At 66.5% G+C, this 25,954-nt stretch carries 22 protein-coding genes; 16 read left to right on the forward strand and 6 right to left on the reverse strand.

Annotated elements, in window-relative coordinates; translation table 11 throughout:
- Positions 1-26: 26 nt before the first annotated feature.
- From aceA to Q9Q79_RS00965, 3 genes are all read left to right on the forward strand, one after another.
- Entirely contained in the window at positions 27-1,328 is a 1,302-nt protein-coding gene (gene aceA, locus Q9Q79_RS00955) for an isocitrate lyase (RefSeq protein ID WP_005407653.1), read from the forward strand.
- A 417-nt stretch (positions 1,329-1,745) separates the two neighbouring features.
- Entirely contained in the window at positions 1,746-2,786 is a 1,041-nt protein-coding gene (locus tag Q9Q79_RS00960; protein ID WP_024956231.1) for a GGDEF domain-containing protein, read from the forward strand.
- 17 nt (positions 2,787-2,803) lie between these two features.
- Positions 2,804-5,341, forward strand: coding sequence for a putative peptide modification system cyclase (locus tag Q9Q79_RS00965; RefSeq protein ID WP_201862240.1), 2,538 nt, complete (start codon positions 2,804-2,806; stop codon positions 5,339-5,341).
- On the opposite strand, the gene Q9Q79_RS00970 is transcribed toward Q9Q79_RS00965, so the two are convergent.
- On the reverse strand, positions 5,314-5,619 hold the full coding sequence (locus Q9Q79_RS00970) for an NHLP-related RiPP peptide (RefSeq protein WP_005407656.1): 306 nt from the start codon (positions 5,617-5,619) through the stop codon (positions 5,314-5,316). The two genes, Q9Q79_RS00965 and Q9Q79_RS00970, sit on opposite strands and share 28 nt — an antisense overlap.
- A gap of 143 nt (positions 5,620-5,762) precedes the next feature.
- Between Q9Q79_RS00970 and Q9Q79_RS00975 the strand changes: the two genes are divergently transcribed.
- Entirely contained in the window at positions 5,763-6,932 is a 1,170-nt protein-coding gene (locus Q9Q79_RS00975) for a putative peptide maturation dehydrogenase (RefSeq protein ID WP_044569369.1), read from the forward strand.
- 21 nt (positions 6,933-6,953) lie between these two features.
- On the opposite strand, the gene Q9Q79_RS00980 is transcribed toward Q9Q79_RS00975, so the two are convergent.
- The 3 genes from Q9Q79_RS00980 to Q9Q79_RS00990 are packed head-to-tail and all read right to left on the reverse strand — an operon-like array spanning position 6,954 to position 11,762.
- Positions 6,954-8,936 (reverse strand): acetyl/propionyl/methylcrotonyl-CoA carboxylase subunit alpha, encoded by a 1,983-nt coding sequence (locus Q9Q79_RS00980; protein ID WP_076739085.1) that lies wholly within the window; start codon positions 8,934-8,936, stop codon positions 6,954-6,956.
- A 41-nt stretch (positions 8,937-8,977) separates the two neighbouring features.
- Positions 8,978-10,588, reverse strand: coding sequence for a carboxyl transferase domain-containing protein (locus Q9Q79_RS00985; RefSeq protein ID WP_005407659.1), 1,611 nt, complete (start codon positions 10,586-10,588; stop codon positions 8,978-8,980).
- A gap of 10 nt (positions 10,589-10,598) precedes the next feature.
- Positions 10,599-11,762 (reverse strand): isovaleryl-CoA dehydrogenase, encoded by a 1,164-nt coding sequence (locus Q9Q79_RS00990; RefSeq protein WP_005407660.1) that lies wholly within the window; start codon positions 11,760-11,762, stop codon positions 10,599-10,601.
- A 161-nt stretch (positions 11,763-11,923) separates the two neighbouring features.
- On the opposite strand from Q9Q79_RS00990, the gene Q9Q79_RS00995 reads away from it, so the two are divergent.
- The 5 genes from Q9Q79_RS00995 (at position 11,924) to Q9Q79_RS01015 (ending at position 16,307) form a co-directional block, all read left to right on the forward strand.
- A complete protein-coding gene (locus Q9Q79_RS00995; RefSeq protein WP_005407661.1) occupies positions 11,924-12,532 on the forward strand; it encodes a TetR/AcrR family transcriptional regulator in 609 nt (202 codons plus the stop codon).
- Between the two features lie 205 nt (positions 12,533-12,737).
- Positions 12,738-13,256 (forward strand): c-type cytochrome, encoded by a 519-nt coding sequence (locus Q9Q79_RS01000; protein WP_005407662.1) that lies wholly within the window; start codon positions 12,738-12,740, stop codon positions 13,254-13,256.
- A 242-nt stretch (positions 13,257-13,498) separates the two neighbouring features.
- Positions 13,499-14,443, forward strand: coding sequence for an IS481-like element ISStma1 family transposase (locus tag Q9Q79_RS01005; protein ID WP_012478995.1), 945 nt, complete (start codon positions 13,499-13,501; stop codon positions 14,441-14,443).
- Between the two features lie 152 nt (positions 14,444-14,595).
- Entirely contained in the window at positions 14,596-16,041 is a 1,446-nt protein-coding gene (locus tag Q9Q79_RS01010; protein ID WP_201863768.1) for an ExeM/NucH family extracellular endonuclease, read from the forward strand.
- 125 nt (positions 16,042-16,166) lie between these two features.
- Positions 16,167-16,307 carry a hypothetical protein gene (locus Q9Q79_RS01015; protein WP_157803237.1) on the forward strand — a complete coding sequence of 47 codons (141 nt, stop codon included), beginning with the start codon at positions 16,167-16,169 and terminating at the stop codon, positions 16,305-16,307.
- Between the two features lie 42 nt (positions 16,308-16,349).
- Here the strand turns inward: Q9Q79_RS01015 and Q9Q79_RS01020 are convergent, their stop codons facing one another.
- Positions 16,350-17,207, reverse strand: coding sequence for an EamA family transporter (locus Q9Q79_RS01020; RefSeq protein ID WP_076739083.1), 858 nt, complete (start codon positions 17,205-17,207; stop codon positions 16,350-16,352).
- A 43-nt stretch (positions 17,208-17,250) separates the two neighbouring features.
- Between Q9Q79_RS01020 and Q9Q79_RS01025 the strand changes: the two genes are divergently transcribed.
- The 5 genes from Q9Q79_RS01025 (at position 17,251) to Q9Q79_RS01045 (ending at position 23,842) form a co-directional block, all read left to right on the forward strand.
- The gene (locus Q9Q79_RS01025; protein ID WP_049460816.1) at positions 17,251-17,922 is read left to right on the forward strand and encodes a CocE/NonD family hydrolase; all 672 of its coding nucleotides are present in this window, start codon (positions 17,251-17,253) and stop codon (positions 17,920-17,922) included.
- Positions 17,919-19,019 carry a cell division protein ZapE gene (gene zapE / locus Q9Q79_RS01030; protein WP_076739082.1) on the forward strand — a complete coding sequence of 367 codons (1,101 nt, stop codon included), beginning with the start codon at positions 17,919-17,921 and terminating at the stop codon, positions 19,017-19,019. Before Q9Q79_RS01025 ends, zapE begins: the two co-directional genes overlap by 4 nt.
- Before the next feature lie 634 nt (positions 19,020-19,653).
- Positions 19,654-22,056, forward strand: coding sequence for a ribonucleoside-diphosphate reductase subunit alpha (locus Q9Q79_RS01035; protein WP_005407668.1), 2,403 nt, complete (start codon positions 19,654-19,656; stop codon positions 22,054-22,056).
- 143 nt (positions 22,057-22,199) lie between these two features.
- Positions 22,200-23,219, forward strand: a complete 1,020-nt coding sequence (locus tag Q9Q79_RS01040; RefSeq protein ID WP_005407669.1) for a ribonucleotide-diphosphate reductase subunit beta — start codon at positions 22,200-22,202, stop codon at positions 23,217-23,219.
- A gap of 365 nt (positions 23,220-23,584) precedes the next feature.
- Positions 23,585-23,842: a hypothetical protein gene (locus tag Q9Q79_RS01045; protein WP_236672477.1), complete on the forward strand. Its 258-nt coding sequence runs from the start codon at positions 23,585-23,587 to the stop codon at positions 23,840-23,842.
- Positions 23,843-23,881: 39 nt separating this feature from the next.
- On the opposite strand, the gene Q9Q79_RS01050 is transcribed toward Q9Q79_RS01045, so the two are convergent.
- Complete coding sequence (locus Q9Q79_RS01050; protein WP_005407671.1) at positions 23,882-24,517, reverse strand: LysE family translocator; 636 nt, start codon at positions 24,515-24,517, stop codon at positions 23,882-23,884.
- A gap of 152 nt (positions 24,518-24,669) precedes the next feature.
- Between Q9Q79_RS01050 and Q9Q79_RS01055 the strand changes: the two genes are divergently transcribed.
- Together Q9Q79_RS01055 and Q9Q79_RS01060 are read left to right on the forward strand one after the other, a co-directional pair.
- Positions 24,670-25,071 (forward strand): acyl-CoA thioesterase, encoded by a 402-nt coding sequence (locus Q9Q79_RS01055; protein WP_005407672.1) that lies wholly within the window; start codon positions 24,670-24,672, stop codon positions 25,069-25,071.
- Positions 25,072-25,126: 55 nt separating this feature from the next.
- Positions 25,127-25,942 (forward strand): NAD-dependent protein deacetylase, encoded by an 816-nt coding sequence (locus tag Q9Q79_RS01060; protein WP_005407673.1) that lies wholly within the window; start codon positions 25,127-25,129, stop codon positions 25,940-25,942.
- Positions 25,943-25,954: the final 12 nt, after the last annotated feature.

The following is a 25,954-nucleotide window of genomic DNA, read 5'->3' on the forward strand; positions in this document are numbered from 1 at the left end:
ACGCACGAATCGAACTGGAGAAAGACATGAGCAAGCTGCCCACTGCCGAACAGATCCAGCACGACTGGGATACCAACCCGCGTTGGGAAGGCATCCAGCGCAACTACAGCGCCGCCGACGTGGTGCGCCTGCGCGGCACCGTCCACATCGAGCATTCGCTGGCCCGCCTGGGTGCGGAGAAGCTGTGGGCATCGCTGCATGAGCGCGAGTTCGTCAACGCGCTGGGTGCACTGACCGGCAACCAGGCCATGCAGCAGGTCAAGGCCGGGCTGAAGGCGATCTACCTGTCCGGCTGGCAGGTGGCGGCCGACGCCAACCTGGCCGGTCAGATGTATCCGGACCAGTCGCTGTACCCGGCCGATTCGGTGCCGGCGGTGGTCAAGCGCATCAACAACACGCTGCTGCGTGCCGATCAGCTGCACCACGCCGAAGGCAAGGATGACATCGACTTCCTGCAGCCGATCGTGGCTGACGCCGAAGCCGGTTTCGGCGGCGTACTCAACGCCTTCGAACTGATGAAGGCGATGATCGAGGCCGGCGCCGCCGGCGTGCATTTCGAAGACCAGCTGGCGTCGGTGAAGAAGTGCGGCCACATGGGCGGCAAGGTGCTGGTGCCGACCCGTGAGGCCATCGAGAAGCTCAACGCCGCACGCCTGGCCGCCGACGTGCTGGGCGTGCCGACCCTGCTGGTCGCGCGCACCGATGCCGAGGCCGCGGATCTGCTGACCAGTGACATCGACGGCAACGACCGCCCGTTCACCACCGGCGAGCGCACCGTCGAGGGCTTCTACAAGACCCGCAATGGCCTGGACCAGGCGATCAGCCGTGGCCTGGCCTACGCGCCCTACGCCGACCTGGTGTGGTGCGAGACCGGCAAGCCGGACCTGGAATTCGCACGCAGGTTCGCCGAGGCGATCCATGCGAAGTTCCCGGGCAAGCTGCTGGCCTACAACTGCTCGCCCAGCTTCAACTGGAAGAAGAACCTGGACGACGCCACCATCGCCAAGTTCCAGCGTGAGCTGGGCAGCTATGGCTACAAGTTCCAGTTCATCACCCTGGCCGGCTTCCACGCGCTGAACTACGGCATGTTCAATCTGGCCCACGGCTACGCACGCCGCCAGATGAGCGCGTTCGTGGAACTGCAGGAAGCCGAGTTCGAAGCCGCCGAGCGCGGCTTCACCGCGGTCAAGCACCAGCGCGAGGTTGGCACCGGCTACTTCGATGCCGTGACCCAGGCGATCCAGCAGGGCCAGTCCTCGACCACCGCGTTGACCGGCTCGACCGAAGAAGAGCAGTTCCACGGCGGGCGCAGCGAACGCGCCGCGTGATGCGGTAGTGCCGGCCGCTGGCCGGCACCCACGTGCTCCTTCGGGCACTACGGAGAAGCCGGCCAGCGGCCGGCTCTACCGGGGTCGCGAATCCGATCAGGGTGGCCAGGGAAGGGCCAGGCAACGCCGGCCGGTCGGGGGACCTGCCGGCGTTGTTGTATCGACGGAAACGCGATGAACGCATGCAGCGTCAATCCAGCGCACCCCACAGTCCGGCAACTTGGCCGAAACCCTGTGAAGGTGGCCATCAGATTGATCCGGAACGACTTTTCCCTGGACCGTGGCGGGCAGAACGGCCACCGTGCGCCTTCACATCGGGAAAGCGGACCACAAGGCTCAAAATGAGATAGGGCGCACATTTTAAAGCGGTGCTATGCTCCGCGGCTCACCAGGGGACGCTGGCGGCGGGTGCAGGGAATGACCGGCAGGGGTGCGGCCGAGAACAGTGATGTGACGTCAGGTATCGCCCGGGTGGCGATGGCCGAGATCGTGCATGCGCTGCTGTCCGATGCCGAGGTCGCATTGTTCGCCAGATTTGCCCGTCCACGCAAGCTTCATGCCGGGCAGTGGCTGTTCCAGCGTGGCCACCGTGGCGAGCGCATGTACGTGATCCTGGAAGGCCAGATCGAACTGGATTTCGGCGAGGACCTGGTGATCAAGACCCTCGGGCAGCAGGAGTTCTTCGGTGAGCTGGGCCTGCTGGTGGGTGATCACCCGCGCAGCGCCAGTGCGCGCGCCCTGGTGGACTGCGAGGTGCTTGAGCTGGGGCCCGCCGACTTCCATCGTCTGGTGGAATCCGATCCGGGCCTGGTCGCCTACTTCCTGCGCCGCACGATCATGCGCGTGCTGACCAACGAACAGGCGCTGATCAGCCAGCTGCGCCGGCGCAACCATGATCTGGAAACCGCGCTGGACAACCTGTACATCACTACCCACCAGCTGACCCACACCCGTGAACTGGTGCGTACCGATGAACTGACCGGGCTGCACAACCGCCGTGGCCTCACCCTTTACCTGCAGGAATGCCGCGCCGATGGCAGTGGGCTGCCGCAGGCGCTGCTGCTCATCGACTGCGACCGCTTCAAGCAGATCAATGACCGCCATGGCCACCAGGCCGGCGATCGCGTGCTGCAGAGCATGGGCAACATCCTGCGCTCGATGGCCGGTGAGCAGGACCTGGCCTGCCGGCTCGGCGGTGACGAGTTCTGCCTGATCCTGCGTCGTGGCAACCACGAGATCGTGCAGCACGCGGCAGAGTTCATCCTCAGCGCGGTACACGGCCTGCTCGAGCGCAGCCACGGCACGCCGCACGTCAGCCTGGTCAGCATCGGCGCCAGCCTGCTGGACCCGGATGCGGGATGGAGCGAGTGGTACGCCAGCGCGGATCGTGCGCTGTACCAGGCCAAGCGTGATGGTGGCAACTGCCTGCGTTGGGCAGACGCAGTGGACTCACCCTAGATCGGGAGACAGAGGCGATGAATGGCGACAACGGAACGTCGGCGCCGCACAACCAGCAACTGCGCGCCCTGCTGTTCACCGACCTGTGTGACTCGCTGCTGCTGGTCGAACGCATCGGCGATGTCGCTGCCGCCGAACTGTTCCAGGAACACGACCGGCTGGTGCTGGCGCTGCAGCAGCGCTGGAACGGCCAGCTGATCGATCGCTCCGACGGGCTGTTCATGCTGTTCGAGCGCCCGATCGACGCGCTTGGCTTTGCATTGGATTACCAGCGTGGGCTGCAGCCGCTGGGGCAGAGACACGAGATCCATCTGCAGGCGCGGGCTGGTCTGCATGTGGGCGATGTGCTGACCTGGGAGAACAGCGCCGAGGCAGTGCGGGCTGGCGCCAAGGCGATTGAAGTCGAAGGCCTGGCCAAGCCGACGGCGGCGCGCCTGATGCAGTTGGCACGCCCGGGCCAGATCCTGCTTTCGGCGGTGGCCGAATCCATCGTGCGTCGCTCCAGTGGGTCGCTGGGCGCGATGGCTGAAGGCCTGCAATGGCGGTCGTTCGGGCGATGGCGCTTCAAGGGCGTGAGCCAGCCAGCCGAAGTCTACGGCGTGCAGGCGGCGGGCATGCCCACGCCGGGGCGGCTGCGGCACACGGCCAAGGCCCGGCGTGATCTTCCGTTGTGGCGCCGTCCGCTGGCGATGGCGGCGCAGGCCGCCGTGCTGCTGGCCGTGGTGCTTGGCGTCTGGTTGCTGACCCGGCCACAGCCGGCCATCGCGTTCGCCGAACGCGACTGGGTGGTGCTCGGCGGGCTGCATAACCTCACCGGCAATCGACTGCTCGATGACGCCCTGGACCAGGCGTTCCGGATCAGTCTCGAGCAGTCCCGCTACGTCAACGTCGTCAGTGACGACCGCGTCGGCCGCACCCTTGAGATGATGCGGAAACCGCCGGATCGCGGTGTCCGTGAACGTCGCGATGCCGCCGCTGTGGCGGTGCGCACGGGCGCCCGCCTGGTGTTCGTGCCATCGGCGACCGATGTCGGCGGCCGAACCCGCTTCAGCGTGGAGGTGGTCGAGCCGTCGACGCTGCGCACCCTGGCCGTGGTATCCGCCGATGCGAAGGCGGGTGCGGTACTGGCGGCGGTGGACGATGTTTCGCGCCAGCTGCGCGATCGCCTGGGCGAAGAGCCCGCATTGATCCAGCGCGACAGCCAATCCCTGCCGGAGGTGACCACGGGCAGCATGGATGCGTTGCGTGCGTTTGCCTTGGGCCAGAAGCGCTACAGCCGAGGAGATTTCAACGGCGCGATGGCGTTCTTCGGGCAGGCGATCGAGGTCGATCCTGAGTTCGCCCTGGCATGGCTGGGCCAAGCCCGCTGTCGCTTCGCCATGATGAATTACCGCGATGCCCGGCGTCTGCTGGCAGAGGCCGACCGTCGATCAGGGCACCTTACGCCGCGCGAGCGCCTGTACGTGCAGAACTGGGCGCTGCAGATCAGTGATCCGGATCGCGCCACCGATGGCTGGGCGCGCATGGCGGAGCTGTATCCGGATTACATGCCTGCAAGCTACAACGCCGGTCTGAATCTTTTCCACGAGAACCGCCTTGCCGAGGCCCTGGCGCTTTCCAGGCGTGTTGCACAAAGCAGGGTCGAGCTGCCTGAGATCGCGCAGGACCAGTACGGCCGCGCCTTGCTGGCCAGCGAGCGCTATGCAGAGGCTGACATCGCGTTCAGCCGTGCCGCCGGCAATGGTTGGGAAGGTGCATTGATGCGCCAGGCGACGGTGGCGGCAGCGCGTTCCGAGTTCGAGAAGGCCAATGCGCTGCTTGGGCGGATCGATCCAGGCAACTTCCATGCTGGCAATTTCGCTACCACGATTGCGCTTGACCAAGGCGATGTCGAGGGCGCCATCAAGCTCGCCGAACAGGGAAGGATGCTTGCCGGACAGCGCCAGGGCATGGATCGGTACAACTTCGACATGCCCCTGGCCGTCGCCTACATGATGGCCGGCAGAAGGTCGAAGGCGCTGATGGTGGCGCGCGTGGCCGCGACCGCGCCGTTCGCAGAGCTGAGCGGCGAACCCGCGGTGGAGGTAGTGGATCGCCTGGTTGCAGCACACGCAGCAGCCTTGCTGGCACTGAGACTGGGCGATGCCGCACCGGCCAAGGCGGTCCAGGCCCGGATGAACGCGCTTCAGGATCTCCCTGACAGCAGCGTGTTGCGCCAGTACGTCACCCTGTTGGCCGGGCGGATGATGCAGCATGAGGGCCGGCCCCAGGCCGGGCTGGACCTGCTCGTACCGCTGTTGAAGAAGCAGCCACGCCTGCAGGTGCGGCTGGCAGTGCGTGACCTGGCGCTGGAGGCGGGCCTGAAGGATGTTGCCCAGGAGCAGACGCGTTGGCTGCGTGATCGCCCCGGATTTGCATATGCAGAAGCGCAATGCAGCTTCTGCCTGCAGGCGCTTAACGTAGTGGATGTGCGGAGGCTCATGGCGGCGCCGGCAATCGAGGCTGCCGACACCATGGCCTCGATGCCTCAGCGCAGCGTGCGCGGCGAGCCGTAACCGTCCTCAAGCATCGGCACGGAGTAGCCGGTACCACTGGTCAGCATGGCGATGATCTGCTCTTCGGCCTGTGCGATGACGTCTTTCTCCGCCAGGCAGATGTTCTTGCAGCAATCCTGGACGAACTGCTGAAGGTCAGCCGGGTTGGATGGAACGTGTCCAGCCAGCAGTATCGCGGCAGCCGTGTCGGTGGCGAAGAGCTGGCGGAAGGTGTCATCGGTGGCGAGGCGCTGAACCAGCGTCCTTGCGACCGGCAGCGAGAGCGTCAACGTGGGCATTGTGTCCTGCATCCATGGAGTGTCGAGGGGCAGTGGTGATGTCGGCTTGGCAAAGCGGTTCTTGAGAGGGTAGAGCGGGAGATGTAAAGGAATCGGGTCGCGGTTCGATAACGTGGATTCACGATGAAGGAAGGGCTGATCCGATGGATGTCAGGCGCTGCGCGATCGTAGTGGTACAGCCCACCGAGCAGATCCGGTTCGAGTTTGAGGGCCTGCTGCGCGGTGGTGATGGGCTGGTGCGCACGCTTGCCTGGGAGGCACTCGCCCCCCACCTGGATGGACCGGTGGTGCTGGACGCTGCGGCACAGGCACTGCTGGGAAGCCTGAGCCCAAGTGCATGGACCACGCTTGAGGCAGGGGAGGCCTGTTCACCCGCGATGGACCTGCTGATCGCCAGTGGCCTGGTGTTGACCCGGGGGCAGGATGACGATGTTGCCGCTCGTGACGAGCGGCTGCGTGCAACGCATTGGCATCCCCTGGCTGCGGTCATGCATGCCTTCTCACGCTGGGAGGATGTTGACGCCGTTCGCAACATGCGTGAATCACAGATCGAAACGGCCTCGCAGATGCGCAGGACGTTGGGACCGCCGCCACCGCACGCTGCCGCTGCCGACGCTGGGTTGGTACCACTGCCGCCTCAGCAGTCCAACGATTTCGACGCACTGCTGGCGCGGCGCGTCACCTGCCGGAACTTCGATGTCACCCGATCACTGCCGCTGTCCCTGCTGAGCCAGATGCTGCAACGGGCATTCGGCAGCAGCAGCTGCCAGCGCGAAGGCGATGATCTGGTGTTCCTGAAGAAGAACGTCCCTTCGGGCGGTGGACTGCATCCTGTCGAAGCCTACGTGCTGGTGCGCAATGTCGATGGACTTGCCGCGGGCATGTACCTCTATCGAGCGCAGGGCCACGGACTGATGCCGGTTGATTGCCCCGTGGCCATCGATCGCGACTTCGTGATGTCCATGGTCGGGCAGCAGCACTGGTTCGCGGATGCGCACGTGCTGGTGGTCCTGGCCCCGCGTTTCAACAGGACGTACTGGAAGTATCGCCAGCATGGGAAAAGCTATCGGGTTGTCGCGATGGAGGCGGGACATCTATCCCAGACGCTGTACCTGGCGGCCACGGATGCCGGCCTGGGAGCATTCATTACTGCAGCGATCAACGAAAAGCCCATCGAACGTGCCCTGGGCCTGGACACGATCAATGAGGGGGTACTCGCGGTCTGCGGTTTCGGATGGCGTGCATCACGGATGACGACCAGCGAGCTGGACCCTGCAGGCACGATCTGGAACCTTGAAGACCGCGCGGGCTGACCCCGCGCGGCCTCTGCTGCATCACGCCGCTTCGAAGTCCACCAGTACCGCGCCATCACCCACCTGGTCGCCGGCCTTGGCGCGATAGCCCTTCACCGTCCCATCCGCCGGTGCCTGCAGGGTGTGCTCCATCTTCATCGCTTCCAGCACCACCAGCGGCGTGCCGCGCTTGACCTCGGTACCGGCGGCGACCAGCGTGGCGACGATCCTGCCCGGCATCGGCGCCAGCAGGCTGCCGGCATCCGCCACGGCGTGGTCCGATTCGCCCACCGGATCGTGCAGGGTGAAGCGGTGCTGGCCGTCGGCGCCGAACAGGTACAGCTGGTCACCGTCGCGCAGCAGCTGCAGCGACCAGCGGCGTTCGCCCAGCTGCACGGTAAGATGCTGCGCATCGGCTGTGCCGATCACCTGAACCGGCGCGGCGTCATCGCGCTGCACGCGCCAGCCATCGGCCTGTGCCCACACTTTGAGCGTGTGCTTGCGTTCGCCCTGCTGCAGCGGCAGCACGCGCGGTGCCGATGCGCCGAGGCGCCAGCCATCCTGGGCCTGCCATGGCGAATGCGGGTCGCGCGCGTCGGTGCTGGCACCGGCAGTGCCAGCAACCGCGGCCACGGCGGCCAGCTGCCACAGGGCATCATCCGTTTCGCCCACTGCACTCAATGCCGCCTGTTCGCGTTCGATCAGCGCGGTATCCAGCCTGGCGTGCGCGAACGAATCGGTGTTCACCAGCCGGCGCAGGAAGCCGGCATTGGTGGTCACGCCTACCACCTGGCAGTCGGCCAGCGCCTGGCTCATGCGGCGCAGCGCGGCATCGCGGTCCACGTCCCAGACGATCAGCTTGGCGATCATCGGGTCGTAGTACGGGGTGATGCTGTCGCCTTCCTCCACGCCGGTATCCACGCGCACATGGGCCGACGGGATTGGCAGGCGCAGGCGGCGCAGGGTGCCGGTGGAGGGCAGGAAGCCACGGTCGGCATCTTCGGCATACAGGCGCGCTTCGATCGCGTGGCCGTGGATGGCCAGCTGCTCCTGGCGCAGCGGCAGCGGCTGGCCCGAGGCCACGCGCAGCTGCCATTCCACCAGGTCGGTACCGGTGATGTACTCGGTGACCGGGTGCTCGACCTGCAGGCGCGTGTTCATTTCCATGAAGTAGAAATCGCCGTCCGGGCCGGCGATGAACTCCACCGTGCCCGCACCTTCATAGCCCACCGCGCGCGCGGCATCGACCGCCGCCTTGCCCATCGCAGCACGACGTTCCGCGCTCATGCCCGGGGCCGGCGCTTCTTCCAGCACCTTCTGGTGGCGGCGCTGCACCGAGCAGTCGCGCTCGAACAGGTACACCGCGTCACCGTGGCTGTCGCCAAAAACCTGGATCTCGATATGGCGCGGGCGCTCGACATACTTCTCGACCAGAACGTGGTCGTTGCCGAACGCCGAGGCCGCCTCGCGCTGGCAGCTGGCCAGCGCATCGACGAAGTCCTCGCTGCGCTCGACCTTGCGCATGCCCTTGCCACCGCCACCGGCGCTGGCCTTGATCAGTACCGGGTAGCCGATGGCGTCGGCCTGCGTGCGCAGGAAGTCCGGTGCCTGCTGGTCGCCGTGGTAGCCCGGGGTCAGCGGTACACCGGCCTTGGCCATCAGCGCCTTGGCCGCGCTCTTGTCGCCCATCGCGCGGATGGCGCTGGCCGGCGGCCCGATGAAGGTGATGCCGGCGGCGGCGCAGGCATCGGCGAAGTCGGCATTCTCGGACAGGAAGCCGTAGCCGGGGTGGATGGCCTGCGCGCCGGTCGCGCGTGCCGCGTCGAGCAGCGCATCGCCACGCAGGTAGCTCTCACGCGCGGCGGCCGAACCAATGCGGATGGCTTCGTCGGCCAGGCGCACGTGGCGCGCGTTGCGGTCGGCATCGGAATACACCGCCACGGTGGCGATGCCGAGGCGGCGGCAGGTGGCGATGACGCGACAGGCGATTTCGCCACGGTTGGCGATCAGGACTTTGGTGAACATGGCAACGGGCTTCATGGGAGCGTGCTCGGTCATTGCATGGATTACATGCGGAACACGCCGAAGCGCGTCTGCTGCGGGGCGGCGTTGAGGCTGGCCGACAGCGCCAGGGCCAGCACCCGGCGGGTGTCGGCCGGATCGATCACGCCGTCGTCCCACAGGCGCGCGCTGGCGTAGTACGGGTGGCCCTGCTGCTCGAACTGGTCGCGGATCGGCGCCTTGAACGCGTCTTCCTCCGCAGCCGGCCACTGGCCGCCCTTGGCTTCGATGCCATCGCGCTTGACCGTGGCCAGCACGCTGGCGGCCTGCTCGCCGCCCATCACGCCGATGCGTGCGTTCGGCCACATCCACAGGAAGTTCGGCGAGTACGCGCGGCCGCACATGCCGTAGTTGCCGGCGCCGAACGAACCGCCGATCACCACGGTGAACTTGGGAACCCTGGCGCAGGCCACGGCCATCACCAGCTTGGCCCCGTCCTTGGCGATGCCGCCCTGTTCGTACTTGCGGCCGACCATGAAGCCGGTGATGTTCTGCAGGAACACCAGCGGAATGTTGCGCTGGGTGCACAGTTCGATGAAATGCGCGCCCTTCAGCGCCGACTCGGAGAACAGGATGCCGTTGTTGGCGATGATGCCGATCGGGTAGCCGTTCAGATGGGCGAAGCCGGTGACCAACGTTGCGCCATAGCGCGGCTTGAACTCGTCGAAGCGCGAGCCATCGACCAGGCGCGCGATCACTTCGCGCACGTCGTAGGGCTTGCGCGTATCGGCCGGGATCACACCGTACAGTTCGTGTGCCGGCAGCAGCGGTTCTTCGCTGGCCTGCACCGCCATCGCCGGTTCCGGCTTGCGCCAGTTCAGCTGCGCGATGATCGCACGCACCCGTGCCAGTGCCTGCAGATCGTTGTCAGCCATGTGGTCGGCCACGCCGGATATGCGGGTGTGCACGTCGGCGCCGCCCAGTTCCTCGGCGGTCACTACTTCACCGGTGGCCGCCTTCACCAGCGGCGGGCCGCCGAGGAAGATCGTGCCCTGCTCGCGCACGATCACCGTCTCGTCGCTCATCGCCGGCACGTAGGCGCCACCAGCGGTGCAGCTGCCCATCACGCAGGCGATCTGCGGAATGCCCTGCGCCGACAGGTTGGCCTGGTTGTAGAAGATGCGGCCGAAATGGTCGCGGTCGGGGAAGACTTCGTCCTGCAGCGGCAGGAACGCGCCGCCGGAATCGACCAGGTAGATGCACGGCAGGTGGTTCTGTTCTGCGATCTCCTGCGCGCGCAGGTGCTTCTTCACCGTCATCGGGTAGTAGGTGCCGCCCTTGACCGTGGCATCGTTGGCCACGATCACGCACTCCACGCCGCTCACCCGGCCGATGCCGGCCACCACGCCGGCGGCCGGCACGGCGTCTTCGTACATGCCATGCGCGGCCAGCGGCGCGATTTCGAGGAAGGCGCTGCCGGGGTCGAGCAGGGCGTCGATGCGGTCGCGCACCAGCAGCTTGCCGCGTGCGGTGTGCTTGGCGCGCGCGGCCTCGCTGCCACCCAGCGCGGTGCGCGCCAGGGTGGCATGCAGATCGTCAACCACGGCCTGCATGGCCGCGCGGTTGGCTTCAAAGGTATCGCTGCCCGGTTGCAGCTGGCTGTTCAGGACGGTCATCGCGGTGGCCTTACAGGGTGCGCTGGAACAGTTCGCGGCCGATCAGCATGCGGCGGATCTCCGAGGTGCCGGCGCCGATTTCATACAGCTTGGCGTCGCGCCACAAGCGGCCGGTCGGGTATTCGTTGATGTAGCCGTTGCCGCCCAGAATCTGGATCGCCTGGCCGGTCAGCCAGGTGGCCTTCTCGGCGGCGTACAGGATGGCACCGGCGGCGTCCTGGCGGGTGGTGCGGCCCTGGTCGCAGGCGCGCGCCACGGCATAGACATAGGCGCGGCAGGCGCCCAGGCCGACGTACATGTCGGCGATCTTGGCCTGGATCAGCTGGAAGCTGCCGATCGCCTCACCGAACTGGTGGCGCTCGTGCACGTACGGCATCACCACGTCCATCGCCGCGGCCATCAGGCCCAGCGGGCCGCCGGACAGCACCACGCGCTCGTAGTCCAGGCCGGACATCAGCACGCGCACGCCACCGCCAACCTGGCCCAGCACGTTTTCTTCCGGCACTTCGCAGTCCTGGAACACCAGCTCGCAGGTGGGCGAGGAGCGCATGCCCAGCTTGTCCAGCTTCTGCGCGGTGGAAAAGCCCTTCATGCCCTTCTCGACCAGGAACGCGGTGATGCCCTTGGCGCCGGCGTCCATGTCGGTCTTGGCATAGACCACCAGCACGTCGGCATCCGGGCCGTTGGTGATCCACATCTTGTTGCCGTTGAGCACGTAGCGGTCGCCGCGCTTGTCGGCGCGCAGCTTCATCGACACCACGTCCGAACCGGCACCCGGCTCGCTCATTGCCAGCGCGCCGACCAGGCTGCCGTCGCACAGGCCCGGCAGGAAGCGCTGCTTCTGTTCTTCGTTGCCGTTCTTGCGCAGCTGGTTCACGCACAGGTTGGAGTGCGCGCCATAGGACAGGCCAATGCCGCCGGAGGCACGCGAGATTTCTTCCATCGCCACCACGTGGGCCAGGTAACCCATGCCGGTGCCGCCGTATGCTTCTTCCACGGTGAGGCCGAGCAGGCCCTGTTCGCCCAGCTTCGGCCACAGGGCCAGCGGGAACTGGTTGCTGGCATCGGCCTCGGCGGCCAGCGGTGCGACCTCGGCGGCGGCAAAATGGGCCACGCTCTGGCGCAGCAGGTCGATGTCTTCGCCAAGGTCGAAGTTCAGGGATGGCACGTGCATTGTGGTGGCTCCACGACGGGATGGCAGGAAATGGACGCACCCGGCGGGGGAGCGGGCGGCGGTCTGCAGGACCGCTGCCCGCACGGGCGATTGGACCCCAGCGTAGCGGGGTTCGGATAAGAAGTGAATACAAATTCAAAAATTGAAACCAGAATCAAAACATGGCCTACAAACGCTCTGCACTGATGGAAGAACGCCTGGCTGGGGCCCGTGAACGGATCCTGCTGGCCACCCGTGAGCTGGTCGCCACCGGCGGCTGGCGCAACGCCCCGGTGACCGCCGTGGCAACCCAGGCGGGGGTATCCACTGGCCTGATCTATCGCCATTTCCCGTCCAAGGCCGAGCTGTTCGTGGAGGTGCTCAACGCCGCGGTGGCCCACGAGGTCGCGATCATGGAGCGCATCGCCAGTGGTCCGGAGGTGGCCAGCGAGCGGCTGCGGCTGGCGATCACCGCCTTCGTTCGCCGCGCCCTGGCCGGGCCGGGGCTGGCGCATGCCTTCATCGTCGAACCGGTCGATCCGGACGTGGAGGCTGAGCGCATGCGTGGTCGTCGCGCCTTCGGCGACGTGTTCCTGCGGCTGGTGGAGGAGGGCGTGGCCGCCGGTGAGCTGCCGGCGCAGGACGCGCATGTGGCCGCCGCCTGCCTGGTCGGCGCCTTCACCGAGGCGATGGTCGGCCCGACCGCACCCAGCCGCGAAGCGCACCGCGACGAAGACGCGCTGGTGGATGCGATCTGCAGCTTCTGCCTGCGCGCGATCGGCGCCCGGTAACGTGGTAGAGCCGGCCGCTGGCCGGCTTCTGCACGATCCATCCGGCGGGATGGCGATGCCGGCCAGCGGCCGGCACTACCGGGCCGGCATGTTGCGCCGCACCAGCAGTGACGCCTGTTGTCGCACGCAAAGCGCGTTCTATACTCGCTCCATCACGCAGTCGCTCAGCCGTGGTCCAACGACTATCAGCCAGGGGTAACGAAGAGTGCGGAATTACGATCTGGAGTTCCTGAAACGCTTCTCCATGGTGATCGCGCTGCTGGCGACCATCACCCTCGGCCTCATCCTCCTTGCCGCCTACATCCACACCCGGATTCCGCCCGAGGTGTCGCCGACGGCGGCCAAGCGCACCGAACAGCGCATTTCGCCCACCGGCGCGGTCTATGCCGGCAGCACCGGCGCCGCCGCGCAGGCAGCGGCCAAGGCCGCCGCGCTGGCCAAGGCCGCCTCGCAGGTGGCCTACGGTGGCACCAAGGATGGCAAGGTCATCTTCGACAATCTGTGCACCGCCTGCCACACCACCGGCGTGGGCATGGCGCCGACGCTGGACCATTCGCACTGGGACAAGCGCATCGCGCAGGGCAAGGACACCCTCTACAAGCACGCCATCGAGGGCTACACCGGCCCGGATGGCGGCATCATGCCGCCCAAGGGTGGCAACCCGGCGCTGACCGAGGAACAGATCCACGCCACCGTGGACTGGATGCTGGGCAACCTGAAGTAGGCGCCGGGACGGCCAAACCGCGAAACGGCGGAAACGTCGGAACATGGAACGGCCAAACGGGATGGCGGAACCGCGGGAAGGGAGTAGAGTCGACTGTTGGTCGACTGCTCTTCCCAACGCCACCGAAAAAGCCCGCGCTGCGCGCGATAGTCGACTAACTGTGATCTCTCTGTACGTTGTTCATCCGGGACATCTTTGGAAAATGGTGGTTACCACACCTCTCCAGACCCCAAAGAGCCCGGATGAACCACCATAAAAATGCCCGTTTGACCGTCCATAGTCGAGCACTTCTTATTCGCCGCATCCTCCACGAGGGCCTGCGCCCAGAGGAAGCAGCCCAAGCATGCGGCGTAAGTGTGCGTACGGCCTACAAATGGCTGGCCCGATTCCGCCAGTTCGGGGCACCGGGGCTGGAAAACCGCAGCTCACGGCCTCACCAGACGCCGCATGCCACACCTGCTCCGGTAATCGAGCAAATCAAGGAGCACCGCCGTAAACGGCAGACCTACCTGACCATCTCCAAGGCGCTGGGGGTCGGCCACAGTACGATTTCAAGGCTGATGCGTGCCCACGGCCTCAATCGGCTGTGTCGGCTTGAACCGCCCAAGGAGGTCATCCGATACGAATACGATCAGCCCGGAGGGCTGCTGCACCTGGACATCAAGAAGCTGGGCAACTTCCAGCGGCCAGGGCACAGAACCGATGCCAAACGTCGGGGAAACGCCGCTGGCGGTGGCTGGGGCTACGTCCACGTGGCCATCGACGATCACTCCCGGGTCGCCTTCAGCAGCGTCCACCCCAACGAACAGGCCGAAACCGCCTGCCAGGCGCTGCTGGGCGCTCTGCAGTACTACGCCAGCCTGGGAATCACCTTCAAGCGGATCCTGACCGACAACGGTGCCTGCTATCGCTCCACCGCCTTTGCCAAGCTGCTCAAATCCCTTGGGATCAAGCACATCAGAACCAAGCCCTACACGCCGCGGACCAATGGCAAAGCCGAGCGCTTCATCCAAACCAGCCTGCGCGAATGGGCCTACGCCCGCGAATACGCCTCCTCGGACCAGCGCAATTCCGTGCTGACCCAATGGCTGCACCACTACAACTGGCACCGCCCTCACATGGGGATCGGTGGCCAGCCACCTATTTCCAGAGTCCTGCTGAACAACGTGGTGGGTTTACACAACTAACAGTCGACTCTACCCGCCGGTCGCCCCAATCGCCGCGGTCGTTCTCCGTCTGCCGCCGGCGGCTTTGCCGGCCAAGGCCAAAACCGCGCGCGTCGCTGGGGTTTCGCATTTCAGGGTTAGTCTGTGCGCCTCTTCCATGGAGTCGCCCGTTGATGCGCCGCCGTTCCCTCGCCCTTGCCCTGTCCCTGCTGCTGCCGGCCGGCGCCTTTGCCCAGGCCCAGCCGCAGGCCGCACCGGCCGCGGCGCCCTCCGCTGCGCGCAGCAGCGCCACCGTGGTGCTGACCGCCGCGCCGGCCGACTGGCGTGCACTGGATGGCCAGCGCGTGCGCATTGCCGCACCGCTGACCCTGGCCGGTACCGACGGCCTGGAGCGCTTCGGCCAGCTCACCGTGGCCTTCGATGGCCGCCTCTGGCAGCCGACCGAAGTGGCCACGCCGGGCACTGCCGGCTATGAGCAGGTGATGGCCGACAACCAGCGCCGCCGCCTGGTGCTGGAAGATGGCAGCGATGCCCGCGACCCGGCCAGCGTGGCTTACCTGCCGGGCAACCCGGTGCTGCGCACCGGCATGCAACTGCGCGATGTGCAGGGCATCGTGCGCATGGACGCGCAGGGCCATCCGCGCCTGCAGGTCGAAGGCGCGCTGAAGCTGCCGGAGCTGAAGCGCCCGGCGGTGCCGACCGTGCCGGGCAACCTGCATGTGGCGGCCTTCAACCTGGAGAACTTCTTCAACGGCGACGGCCAGGGCGGTGGCTTCCCGACCCTGCGCGGCGCACGCACGCTGGAGGAACACAAGGCGCAGGTGGCCAAGCTGGTCACCACGGTCAACGCGCTGGGCGCCGATGTCGCCGCGCTGATGGAGCTGGAGAACGATGGCTACGGTCCGCAGTCGGCCATCGCCGAACTGGTCGATGCGCTCAACCGCGACCGCGGCGCGCAGGGCGACTGGCGCTTTGTCGATGCCGGCAACGGCCCCGGTGACAACCCGATCCGGGTCGGCATCATCTACCGCAGCGCGCGCCTGCAGCCGGTGGGCAAGCCGGCCACGCTGACCGGTGGCCCGTTCGTCGAGCACAGCCGCGTGCCGCTGGCGCAGGCCTTCCAGGGCAAGCAGGGCGCGCCGTTCGTGGTGGTGGCCAACCACTTCAAGTCGAAGGGCTGCCGCGACGCCGCCGGTGCCGACGCCGACCACAACGACAACCAGGGCTGCTGGAACGCCACCCGCGTGACCTCGGCGCAGCAGCTGCACGCCTGGCTGCAGACCGACCCGACCGGTACCGGTGCAAAGGACGCGGTGCTGCTCGGCGATTTCAATGCCTACGCGATGGAAGACCCGATCCGCACCCTGCATGACCTGGGCTGGCAGGACGCGTTCAAGGTCGCCAAGGTCGAGCATCCCTACAGCTACGTCTACAACGGCTATACCGGCCGCCTCGACCACGCGCTGTTGAGCCCGGGCATGGCCAAGCGCCTGCGCGGTGCCGCCGAGTGGCACAGCAACGCCGACGAGCAGGATGCCAGCGGCTACCAGGACCGCAACGTGCAGGGCCCGTGGCGCAGCTCCGACCACGACCCGCTGCTGCTGGGTTTCGACAAATAAGGTTCGGCGGGGATCTGCTCTGGGAGGGACCTTGATCGGCACGGATCCTGCCGTTGCTTTTGATCTTCCAGTCCGTCTTCAAGCGAGCCGAGCATCGCAGGTGAATCAGGGGCGAAGAGGCGCCGATGTTTGAGCGCAGCGAGTTCGGCGCCGTCCCCTGGTTCATCGAGAAGCGCAGGGTACCGGTGCACAGCACCGGCTCGCGGCTCGCGGCTGGCGGCGCGTTTCTTTTGGTTACTTTTCTTTTCGCGCGAAAAGAAAAGTGACATCCCACCGCGGGCGCGGAAATGGCCCGCCGCAACCAACGCTCACCCCCAGGCGATCAGTCCGATCGCCAGCACCGCCAGCGCCAGGCCGGCGCGGTTCCACTTCGTGGTGGCCTCGCCGAAGGCGAACACGCCCACCAGCGCGCCCAGCACCACCACGCCGATGTTCATGCCGGCGAACACGGTGGCCGGGTTGTCCGGCATCGACTGGTGCGCGTGCACATAGAAGAGGATGTTGCCGCCATTGAGCAGGCCCAGCAGCGCGCCCGCGCCCAGGTTGCGCCAGGCCAGCCGGCTGCGGCCACGCGCATGCCGCCACAGCTGCAGCGCCAGCATCAGCACGAAGGCCACGCTGAAGCTGGCCAGCACCGCCGCCATCGACGGCGTGCCGGACAGCGCCACCTGCTTGAGCAGCACGTCCACCACCGCAAACCCAGCCCATACCCCCAGCAGCCAGCCCCAGCCGCCGGGCGAGGGCGCGACCACCGGCCCGCGTGGGCGCAGGCTGATGGCCACCATCGCCAGCAGGCCCAGGCCGAGCCCGGCCAGCTTCCACGGTGTGGCAGTCTGGCCGAAGAACAGGAAGGCGGCGGCCAATGACAGCAGCAGCGACAGCCGCTGCGCCACGTCGCTGCGGACGATGCCGGCCACCGCCACCGCGCGGCCCAGCACCAGGAAAATCGAGGGCAGCACCACCGCCAGCGCCAGCAATGACAGCCACGGCGCGTGCGGCGCGCGCAGCGCATCCAGCGGCGGCTGCAGCACCACGGCGGTGAGCGTTGCCGCCACCAGATAGTTCCAGGTGACCATCTGCGAAACATCCAGCTGGCGGCGTCCGGCCACCTTCAACAACACCGAAACCAGCACGCTGCAGATCACGGCCAAAGACAGGTAGAGCATGGGACAGGCACAGGGCAGGGGCGGGGGACGGTATCATGGTGCCATGCACAAGCACTCGTTCCCCGTCGCCCCCGGCGAAACCGCCTGCCTCGAACTGGACGGCCCGGCCGGCCCGCTGGAAGTGGTCGTCGACCTGCCCAAGGCCGATGTGCCGGTGCAGCCGATCGTGGCCATCATCTGCCACCCGTTGTCCACCGAAGGCGGCACCCTGCACAACAAGGTGGTCACCATGACCGCCACCACCCTGCGCGAGCTGGGCATCGCCACGGTGCGATTCAACTTCCGCAGCGTGGGTGGTTCGGCCGGTGAGTTCGACCATGGCGTGGGCGAGCAGGACGACCTGAAGGCCGTCGCCGCCTGGGTGCGCAGCCAGCGTCCGGACGACCGCCTGTGGCTGGCCGGTTTCAGCTTCGGCGCGTTCGTTTCACTGAAGGCCGCGGCCGAGTTGCAGCCGGAAGCGCTGATCTCGATCGCGCCGCCGGCCGGCCGCTGGGACTTCGATGGCATCGCACCGCCGGCCCGCTGGCTGGTGATCCAGGGCGAGCAGGACGAGATCGTCGACCCGCAGGCTGTCTACCAGTGGCTGGACTCGCTGGATTTCCCGCATGAGCTGGTGCGCATGCCCGAGACCAGCCACTTCTTCCACCGCAAGCTGATCGACCTGCGCGGCGCGCTGACCCACGGCGTCAAGCACTGGCTGGGCGCGGCGGCATGAGCGACGTGGAACTGACCCCGTCGCAGCGGTACGCGGAAGGGGTTGCCCGTGGCGACTGGCAGAACGACCCGGCCCAGCATGCGGCGCTGGCCGAGCTGGACCGCATCCACCTGGGCCTGCTGGACAGTGCCGAGGACGGTTGGCTGGACCGCCTGTCCTCGTTCTGGAAGAAGCCCGAGCCGGTGAAGGGCCTGTACTTCTGGGGCGGGGTCGGCCGCGGCAAGACCTTCCTGGTCGACCTGTTCTACGACGGGCTGCCGATCAAGCAGAAGTACCGCACCCACTTCCACCGCTTCATGCGCAGCGTCCACGAGCGCCTGCGCGAGCACCAGGGCCAGAGCGACCCGCTGGCGAAGATCGCCCAGGAATGGCGCAGCAACCTGCGCGTGCTGGTGCTGGACGAATTCTTCGTCACCGACATCGGCGATGCGATGCTGCTGGCGCGGCTGCTGGAGCGCCTGTTCGCCGAGGGCGTGACCCTGGTCACCACCTCCAACACCGCAGTGGAGAACCTGTACCTCAACGGCCTGCAGCGCGAGAGCTTCCTGCCGGCCATTGGCCTGCTGCAGCGCTTCTGCGTCGAGCTGTACGCCGAAGGTACCGAGGATTACCGCATGCGCGCGCTGACCCGCTCGCCGGTATACCGCGCACCGCTGGCGACCGACAGCGATGAGTGGCTGGCCACGCGCTGGAACGAGCTGAGCGGCGGCCAGCCGGCCAAGCCCGGCAACATCGAGATCGAGGGCCGCAAGATTCCGGTGCGTGGCCGCGGCAAGAGCATTGCCTGGTTCGATTTCGCCGCGCTGTGCGAAGGCCCGCGCGGGCCCTCGGATTACATCGAGATCGCGCACGAGTTCAACACGGTGCTGCTGGGCGGCATTCCCGCCTTCGACCGCCTGAACGAAGATGCCGCGCGCCGCTTCGTCAACCTGATCGACGAGCTGTACGACCGCCACGTCAACCTGGTCTGCACCGCCAGCACCTCGCCGATCGAGCTGTACACCGGCCAGCGCCTGCAAGGGGCGTTCGAACGTACCGCCTCGCGCCTGATCGAAATGCAGAGCGCCGAGTACCTGGGCACCCCGCACCGGGCGTGAGGGGCCTGCGGGCGTGCGTTGCCGGCCAGCGGCCGGCACGACCCCCTGGGATTCCGGTAGTGCCGGCCGCTGGCCGGCAATGATCGGGGGAAGGAGGGCGCAACGGCGTTTCCCTGCGGCCGCTGCTCCGGCCTGGCCGGCACATGCAGCCTCGCGTCGCTGCCCGGCGGGCGGTCCCGGCGTCCACCGGATTCCCACCGGCTGCCCACCACCTGTCCACAGGGTTGTCCCTAGCCAGTTTCATCACTGTCATGTAAAGCTGTCATTGTTCCGTTTTCGCGGTGCGTTGTACCACCGCAATGACGCCTTTCGGGCTTGACTGCGCAGCCCGTTCCGGCAGGTCTGAAGCGTCTGATCCGGACGCCGGTGGCACGATCCTTGCGGCGCAAGGGATTGCCGAATTTCACTACATTTGGCGTTGACGGGCCCCATCACCCCCACTATCTTGTGGCCGTCGGTCGCAGCAACCCCAATTCCAGGGATGCCCGGGTACCCATCCGCGATCGTCAACGGCAGTGGCAGGCGCAGGGTCTCATCCGCTGCGACGCCGTCCTGCCATCCTGGGCTGTCATGTCCCGGGCTGCGTCACCCGATGCATCGAGCACCCACCAATCACGCCAAGAGGACACACGCCGTGACCACCGAATCCAGCGCCACCATCGAGAAGGAAAGCGAATTCCTGTTGACGTCGCCGCCGACGGCCAACGCGATGAGTGTGACCAAGCGCAATGGCACGACCGAACTGGTGGACCTGAACAAGATCGTGCGCGCGGTGCAGCGTTCCTCCGAAGGCCTGCACGCCGTCGATCCGATGCGCGTGGCCACCCGCACCATTTCCGGCCTGTACAACGGCGCCACCACCCGCGAGCTGGACGAACTGTCCATCCGCACCGCCGCCCTGCTGATCGGTGAAGAGCCCGAGTACGGCCGCCTGGCTGCGCGCCTGTTGGCCAACTACATCGCCAAGGAAGTCTCGGGCCAGGAAATCTACGCCTTCTCGCAGTCGGTCAGCCGTGGCCATGAAGTCGGCCTGATCAACGACCGCCTGCTGAACTTCGTGCAGACCAACGCGCGCAAGCTCAACGATGCCATCGACATCTCGCTGGACCTGAACTTCGATTACTTCGGCCTGCGTACCCTGTACGACCGTTACCTGCTGCGCCACCCGCACACCCGCAAGGTGATCGAGACCCCGCAGCAGTTCTTCCTGCGCATCGCCAGCGCGCTGAGCGAGGACGTGTCCGAGACCCTGGCGCTGTACAAGCGCATGGGCAACCTGGACTACCTGCCGTCCAGCCCGACCCTGTTCAATTCCGGCACCACCCACGAGCAGCTGTCCTCGTGCTTCCTGCTGGACTCGCCGCAGGACTCGCTGGAGTCGATCTACTCCAAGTACGGCGACATCGCCCAGCTGTCGAAGTTCTCCGGCGGCATCGGCGTCAGCTACACCCGCGTGCGTTCGCGTGGTTCGCTCATCAAGTCGACCAACGGCCACTCCAACGGCATCGTGCCGTGGCTGAAGACCATGGATTCGTCCGTGGCCGCAGTGAACCAGGGCGGCAAGCGCAAGGGCGCGGCCTGCGTGTACCTGGAAACCTGGCACGCCGACATCGAGGACTTCCTCGAGCTGCGTGACAACACCGGTGACGAAGCCCGCCGCGCGCACAACCTGAACCTGGCCAACTGGGTGCCGGACCTGTTCATGAAGCGCGTCGAAGCCGACCAGGAATGGTCGCTGTTCGATCCGCGCGTCGTGCCGGAGTTCACCGACCTGTTCGGCGAAGCCTTCGAGGCCGCCTACCTGCAGGCCGAAGCCCAGGGCAAGGCCAACCGCACCATCTCCGCCCGCAAGCTGTACGCCCGCATGATGCGTACGCTGGCCGAGACCGGCAACGGCTGGATGACCTTCAAGGACAAGTGCAACCGCGCCAGCAACCAGACCCTGCGTCCGGGCAACGTGATCCACCTGTCCAACCTGTGCACCGAAATCCTGGAAGTCACTTCCAACGATGAAACCGCGGTGTGCAACCTGGGTTCGATCAACCTGGGCAACCACTTCGACGAGCACAACGAGTTCGATTTCGAGAAGCTGGCCGAGACCGTGCGCCTGGCCGTGCGCCAGCTCGACCGCGTCATCGACCTGAACTTCTACCCGATCGAAACCGCCCGCCGCGCCAACCTGCGCTGGCGTCCGGTCGGCCTGGGCTGCATGGGCCTGCAGGACGTGTTCTTCCGCAAGCGCCTGCCGTTCGACAGCGCCGAGGCCCGCGCCCTGTCGAAGAAGATTGCCGAAGCGATCTACTTCCACGCGCTGGAAACCTCCTGCGAGCTGGCCCAGGAACGTGGCAAGCACCCGTCGTTCAACGACACCCGCGCTGCGAGTGGCGAACTGCAGTTCGACGCCTGGAACGTGGTGCCGGAAGACACCGCACGCTGGGACGCCCTGCGCGCCCGCATCAAGGAACACGGCCTGCGCAATTCGCTGATGATCGCGATTGCGCCGACCGCGACCATCGCCTCGATCGCCGGCTGCTACGAGTGCGTCGAGCCGCAGGTGTCCAACCTGTTCAAGCGCGAAACCCTGTCCGGTGACTTCCTGCAGGTCAACCGTTACCTGGTGAACGAGCTGAAGAAGCTGGGCCTGTGGACGCCGGAAATGCGCGATGCCATCAAGCTGGCCGAAGGTTCCATCGCCGGCGTGGCGCAGATTCCGGAAACGCTGCGCGAGGTCTACCGCACCGCGTGGGAACTGCCGATGCGTTCGCTGATCGACATGGCCGCCGAGCGTGGCGCCTTCATCGACCAGTCGGCCTCGCTCAACCTGTTCATGGAAAGCCCGAACATCGGCGCGATGTCCTCCATGTACATGTACGCCTGGAAGCAGGGCATCAAGACCACCTACTACCTGCGTTCGCGCCCGGCCACCAAGATCGCCAAGACCACGGTGAGCGCTGCGGCCCCGGCCAAGGTATTCAGCCCGGACGAAGCCATCGCCTGCTCGCTGGAAAACCCGGAAGCCTGCGAGGCCTGCCAGTAACACACCGCGCGGTGGGTGCCGACCGTTGGTCGGCACTCGAACACCTCGCACCTGTAGAGCCGAGCCATGCTCGGCTGCGGAAAAACACCCACGGTAGGCCGGGCCACGCCCGGCGGCTCACCCAGGAATTCAAGGAAACACCCATGGCCGACAAGCCCAAGCAGATGCTGCTCGATCCCGGTTTTGAACTGACCCTGCGCCCGATGCGCTACCCGCAGTTCTATGACATGTACCGGAACGCGATCAAGAACACCTGGACGGTGGAAGAGATCAACTTCCAGATCGACATCACCGACCTGCACAGCAAGATGTCGCCGGGCGAGCGCCACCTGATCCACCGCCTGGTCGCGTTCTTCGCCACCGGCGACTCGATCGTCTCCAACAACCTGGTGCTGAACCTGTACCAGCATCTCAATGCGCCGGAAGCGCGCATGTACCTGTCGCGCCAGCTGTATGAAGAAGCGCTGCACGTGCAGTTCTACCTGACCCTGCTCGACAACTACCTGCCGGATCCGGAAGAGCGCGCCAAGGCGTTCTCGGCGGTGGAGAACATCGACTCGATCAAGAAGAAGGCCGATTTCTGCTTCAAGTGGATCGACTCGATCCAGAGCCTGACCCGCATCGAGACCCGCGAACAGCGCCGCCAGTTCCTGCTCAACCAGATCTGCTTCGCCGCCTGCATCGAAGGCCTGTTCTTCTTCGCGGCCTTTGCCTACGTGTACTACTTCCGTTCGCGCGGCCTGCTGCCGGGCCTGGCCTCGGGCACCAACTGGGTGTTCCGCGACGAGAGCGCGCACATGGAGTTCGCGTTCGAGTCGGTGCGCGTGGTGCGTGAGGAAGAACCGGACCTGTTCGACGAAGAGATGAAGCAGCAGGTCTACGACATGCTGGCCGAAGCCATCGAATGCGAAGTGCAGTTCGCCGAGGACGTGCTGTCCGGCGGCGTGGCCGGCATCTCCACCCGCGACATGCGCCAGTACCTGCAGCACTGTGCCGACCAGCACTTCGCCAAGCTGGGCATGGAAAAGAAGTACAACGTGCGCAACCCGCTGCCGTTCATGGAACTGCAGGACGTGCAGGAACTGACCAACTTCTTCGAACGCCGCGTCTCGGCCTACCAGGTCGGCGTGCAGGGCGAAGTCGCCTTCGACATGAACTTCTGATCGAACCGGCCCGGCCTGTCGCAACGAAGAACCCCGGCCAATGCCGGGGTTTTTCGTTGCGCATCAGAAGGATGAGCTATTCTCGCTGGACGCCAGTGGTGGCGGTGCTTCGCATCCATGCCGGGCCTGGGGAGGAAGAGGGGATGCCACTGCAGGAATGACGCGTGGACAATCCCAGCGCCGGGTTCCCGTGCGCGTGGTCCTGCCATGGTGGCGCAACTGAATGGACCCTGGAGGTCGCAATGGAGACTGCAGTGCCTGGAACAGCAACCCGCAGGACCGTGTTTCGTGGGTGGACGGGAGGACTGTTCGCCGTCCTGGTCGCCTGTCCGCCCCTCGCCCACGGCACGAACTGCGATTCCAAGGTGACCAACGTTTCCATCGATGCCAGCGGCAAGGTGTTCGTGGCGACCACCATCTCGCCCATCCACGCGGTCTGCAACATCGTCAGCAAAGGCGACTTCAGCATGCCGCCGGAGGTCTGCAAGGCGACCTACGCGATGCTGATGAGTGCGAAGGTCTCCGCCATTCCCATCCGCCTGTACTACACCAGCGTGCCGCAATGTGGCGATATCAAGGCCTGGTCGGCACAACCGAGCTTCTACCACGCTGAACTGTTCTGATTACGGGGCCGGGCGTATCGCCTGGAGGGCACGCCGCGATCAGCGCCGCCCTTCCACCGCCATGCGCACCGCCAGTCCGGCCAGCACCGTGCCCATCAGCCAGCGCTGCACCATCTGCCAGGTCGGGCGTGCGGCCAGGAAGCCGGCGATGCTGCCGGCGGTCAGCGCGATCATGCCGTTCACGCTGACGCTGACCAGGATCTGGGTGGAGCCCAGCACGATCGACTGCATCAGCACGCTGCCTTCGCTGTCCGGGTGCAGGAACTGCGGCAGCAGCGACAGGTACATCACCGCCACTTTCGGGTTCAGCAGATTGGTCAGGAATCCCATCGTGAACAGCTTGCGCGGGCTGTCCTGCGGCAGTTCGCGCACCGCGAACGGCGAACGGCCACCGGGCTTGAGCGCCTGCCAGGCCAGGTACAGCAGGTACAGCGCGCCACCGATGCGCAGCGCGTCGTAGGCGAACGGTACGGTCATCAGCAGGGCGGTGATGCCCAATGCCGCGCACAGCATGTAGAACACGAAGCCCAGTGCCACCCCGCCCAGCGAGATCAGTCCCGCCATCGGCCCCTGGCAGATCGAGCGCGAGATGACGTAGATCATGTTCGGCCCGGGCGTGAGCACCATGGCCAGCGAAACCAGCGCAAAGGCCAGCAGATCGGAAGTGGCGGGCATGGGGGGTCCTGGCAGTGGGCGTGAAGCAGTGTAACGCCTGCTGCAGGCGCGGCCTGCGCAGGCACCGCTGCCGGGTGACCGTTGCACGTGCATTCCGATGGCCGTCACGCCGGTCGCTTAGAATCCGCAGCACCCCACACCGAAGCTCCCCCATGACCCCGATCCCCGAGACCGTGCCGCCCATCGAAGTGCGCATGGCCGAAATCGTCTTCCCCAACCACACCAACCACCTCGGCACCCTGTTCGGTGGCCAGGCACTGGCGTGGATGGACAAGGCCGCGTTCCTGGCCGCCGCCCGCTACTCGCGCCGTACCGTGGTGACCGCGCGCAGCGACCAGGTCGACTTCAAACTGCCGATCCGCATCGGCCAGATGGTGGAAACCATCGGCCGCATCGTCGAAGTCGGCCGCAGCTCGATGAAGGTGGAGGTGGAACTGGTCGCCGAAGACCTGCACAGCGGCGAGCGCAAGCTGTGCACCCGCGGCCACTTCGTGATGATCGCGCTGGACGAGGAAGGCCACCCGATCGCGGTGCCGCCGCTGCCGGCGGCCTGACCCGGCCAACCGACCGGCGCTTGCAGGGGCGCCGCAGCGCCCCCATCTGGCAGCCATGACCCCGCCACTGACCGACTTCATCGACCGCGCCCAGCGCCTGTTCGTGCTGACCGGCGCCGGCTGCAGCACCGCCTCGGGCATTCCCGATTACCGCGACAGCGACGGCCAGTGGAAACGCACGCCACCGGTGACCTACCAGGCCTTCATGGGCGAGGCCGCTACCCGCCAGCGCTACTGGGCGCGCAGCCTGCTGGGCTGGCCGCGCTTCGGCCTGGCCCGGCCCAATGGTACCCACCAGGCCCTGGCCGCACTGGAAAGCCGTGGCAAGCTGCAGGTGCTGCTGACCCAGAACGTGGACGGCCTGCACCAGCGCGCCGGCAGCCGTAACGTGATCGACCTGCATGGCCGCCTGGACCTGGTGCGCTGCATGGGCTGCGAGCGCCGTAGCGGCCGCGAGGACTTCCAGCAGCGCCTGCTGGACGCCAACCCCGGCTGGGATGCGCTGGAGGCCGGCGTCGCGCCTGATGGCGACGCCGACCTGGAGACCGATTTCTCCAGCTTCGTGGTACCCGGGTGCCCGCACTGCGGCGGGGTGTTGAAGCCGGACGTGGTGTTTTTCGGCGAAAACGTGCCGCGCGAGCGGGTGGAGGCGGTGCACGAGCACCTGCAGCAGGCCGACGCCGTGCTGGTGGTGGGCTCGTCGCTGATGGTCTATTCCGGCTTCCGCTTCGTGCAGGCGGCGGCCAAAGCAGGACTGCCGGTGGCGGCGTTGAACCGTGGCCGCACCCGTGCAGACGACCTGCTGCAGTTCAAGGATGAACGCGATTGTGCTGAGGCGCTGGCGTCGGTTATCGAACCATCGGCTGGGTAGAGTCGACTGTCA

Origin of the sequence: Stenotrophomonas sp. a6 (assembly GCF_030913325.1) — a bacterium.
Lineage (GTDB): Bacteria > Pseudomonadota > Gammaproteobacteria > Xanthomonadales > Xanthomonadaceae > Stenotrophomonas > Stenotrophomonas maltophilia.

Coding starts and splice junctions, on each gene's coding strand:
- aceA (WP_005407653.1), top strand. CDS start 27: ATGAGCAAGCTGCCCACTGCCGAACAGATCCAGCACGACTGGGATACC.
- Q9Q79_RS00960 (WP_024956231.1), top strand. CDS start 1,746: ATGACCGGCAGGGGTGCGGCCGAGAACAGTGATGTGACGTCAGGTATC.
- Q9Q79_RS00965 (WP_201862240.1), top strand. CDS start 2,804: ATGAATGGCGACAACGGAACGTCGGCGCCGCACAACCAGCAACTGCGC.
- Q9Q79_RS00970 (WP_005407656.1), bottom strand. CDS start 5,619: ATGCCCACGTTGACGCTCTCGCTGCCGGTCGCAAGGACGCTGGTTCAG.
- Q9Q79_RS00975 (WP_044569369.1), top strand. CDS start 5,763: ATGGATGTCAGGCGCTGCGCGATCGTAGTGGTACAGCCCACCGAGCAG.
- Q9Q79_RS00980 (WP_076739085.1), bottom strand. CDS start 8,936: ATGTTCACCAAAGTCCTGATCGCCAACCGTGGCGAAATCGCCTGTCGC.
- Q9Q79_RS00985 (WP_005407659.1), bottom strand. CDS start 10,588: ATGACCGTCCTGAACAGCCAGCTGCAACCGGGCAGCGATACCTTTGAA.
- Q9Q79_RS00990 (WP_005407660.1), bottom strand. CDS start 11,762: ATGCACGTGCCATCCCTGAACTTCGACCTTGGCGAAGACATCGACCTG.
- Q9Q79_RS00995 (WP_005407661.1), top strand. CDS start 11,924: ATGGCCTACAAACGCTCTGCACTGATGGAAGAACGCCTGGCTGGGGCC.
- Q9Q79_RS01005 (WP_012478995.1), top strand. CDS start 13,499: ATGAACCACCATAAAAATGCCCGTTTGACCGTCCATAGTCGAGCACTT.
- Q9Q79_RS01010 (WP_201863768.1), top strand. CDS start 14,596: ATGCGCCGCCGTTCCCTCGCCCTTGCCCTGTCCCTGCTGCTGCCGGCC.
- Q9Q79_RS01015 (WP_157803237.1), top strand. CDS start 16,167: ATGTTTGAGCGCAGCGAGTTCGGCGCCGTCCCCTGGTTCATCGAGAAG.
- Q9Q79_RS01020 (WP_076739083.1), bottom strand. CDS start 17,207: ATGCTCTACCTGTCTTTGGCCGTGATCTGCAGCGTGCTGGTTTCGGTG.
- Q9Q79_RS01025 (WP_049460816.1), top strand. CDS start 17,251: ATGCACAAGCACTCGTTCCCCGTCGCCCCCGGCGAAACCGCCTGCCTC.
- zapE (WP_076739082.1), top strand. CDS start 17,919: ATGAGCGACGTGGAACTGACCCCGTCGCAGCGGTACGCGGAAGGGGTT.
- Q9Q79_RS01040 (WP_005407669.1), top strand. CDS start 22,200: ATGGCCGACAAGCCCAAGCAGATGCTGCTCGATCCCGGTTTTGAACTG.
- Q9Q79_RS01050 (WP_005407671.1), bottom strand. CDS start 24,517: ATGCCCGCCACTTCCGATCTGCTGGCCTTTGCGCTGGTTTCGCTGGCC.
- Q9Q79_RS01055 (WP_005407672.1), top strand. CDS start 24,670: ATGACCCCGATCCCCGAGACCGTGCCGCCCATCGAAGTGCGCATGGCC.
- Q9Q79_RS01060 (WP_005407673.1), top strand. CDS start 25,127: ATGACCCCGCCACTGACCGACTTCATCGACCGCGCCCAGCGCCTGTTC.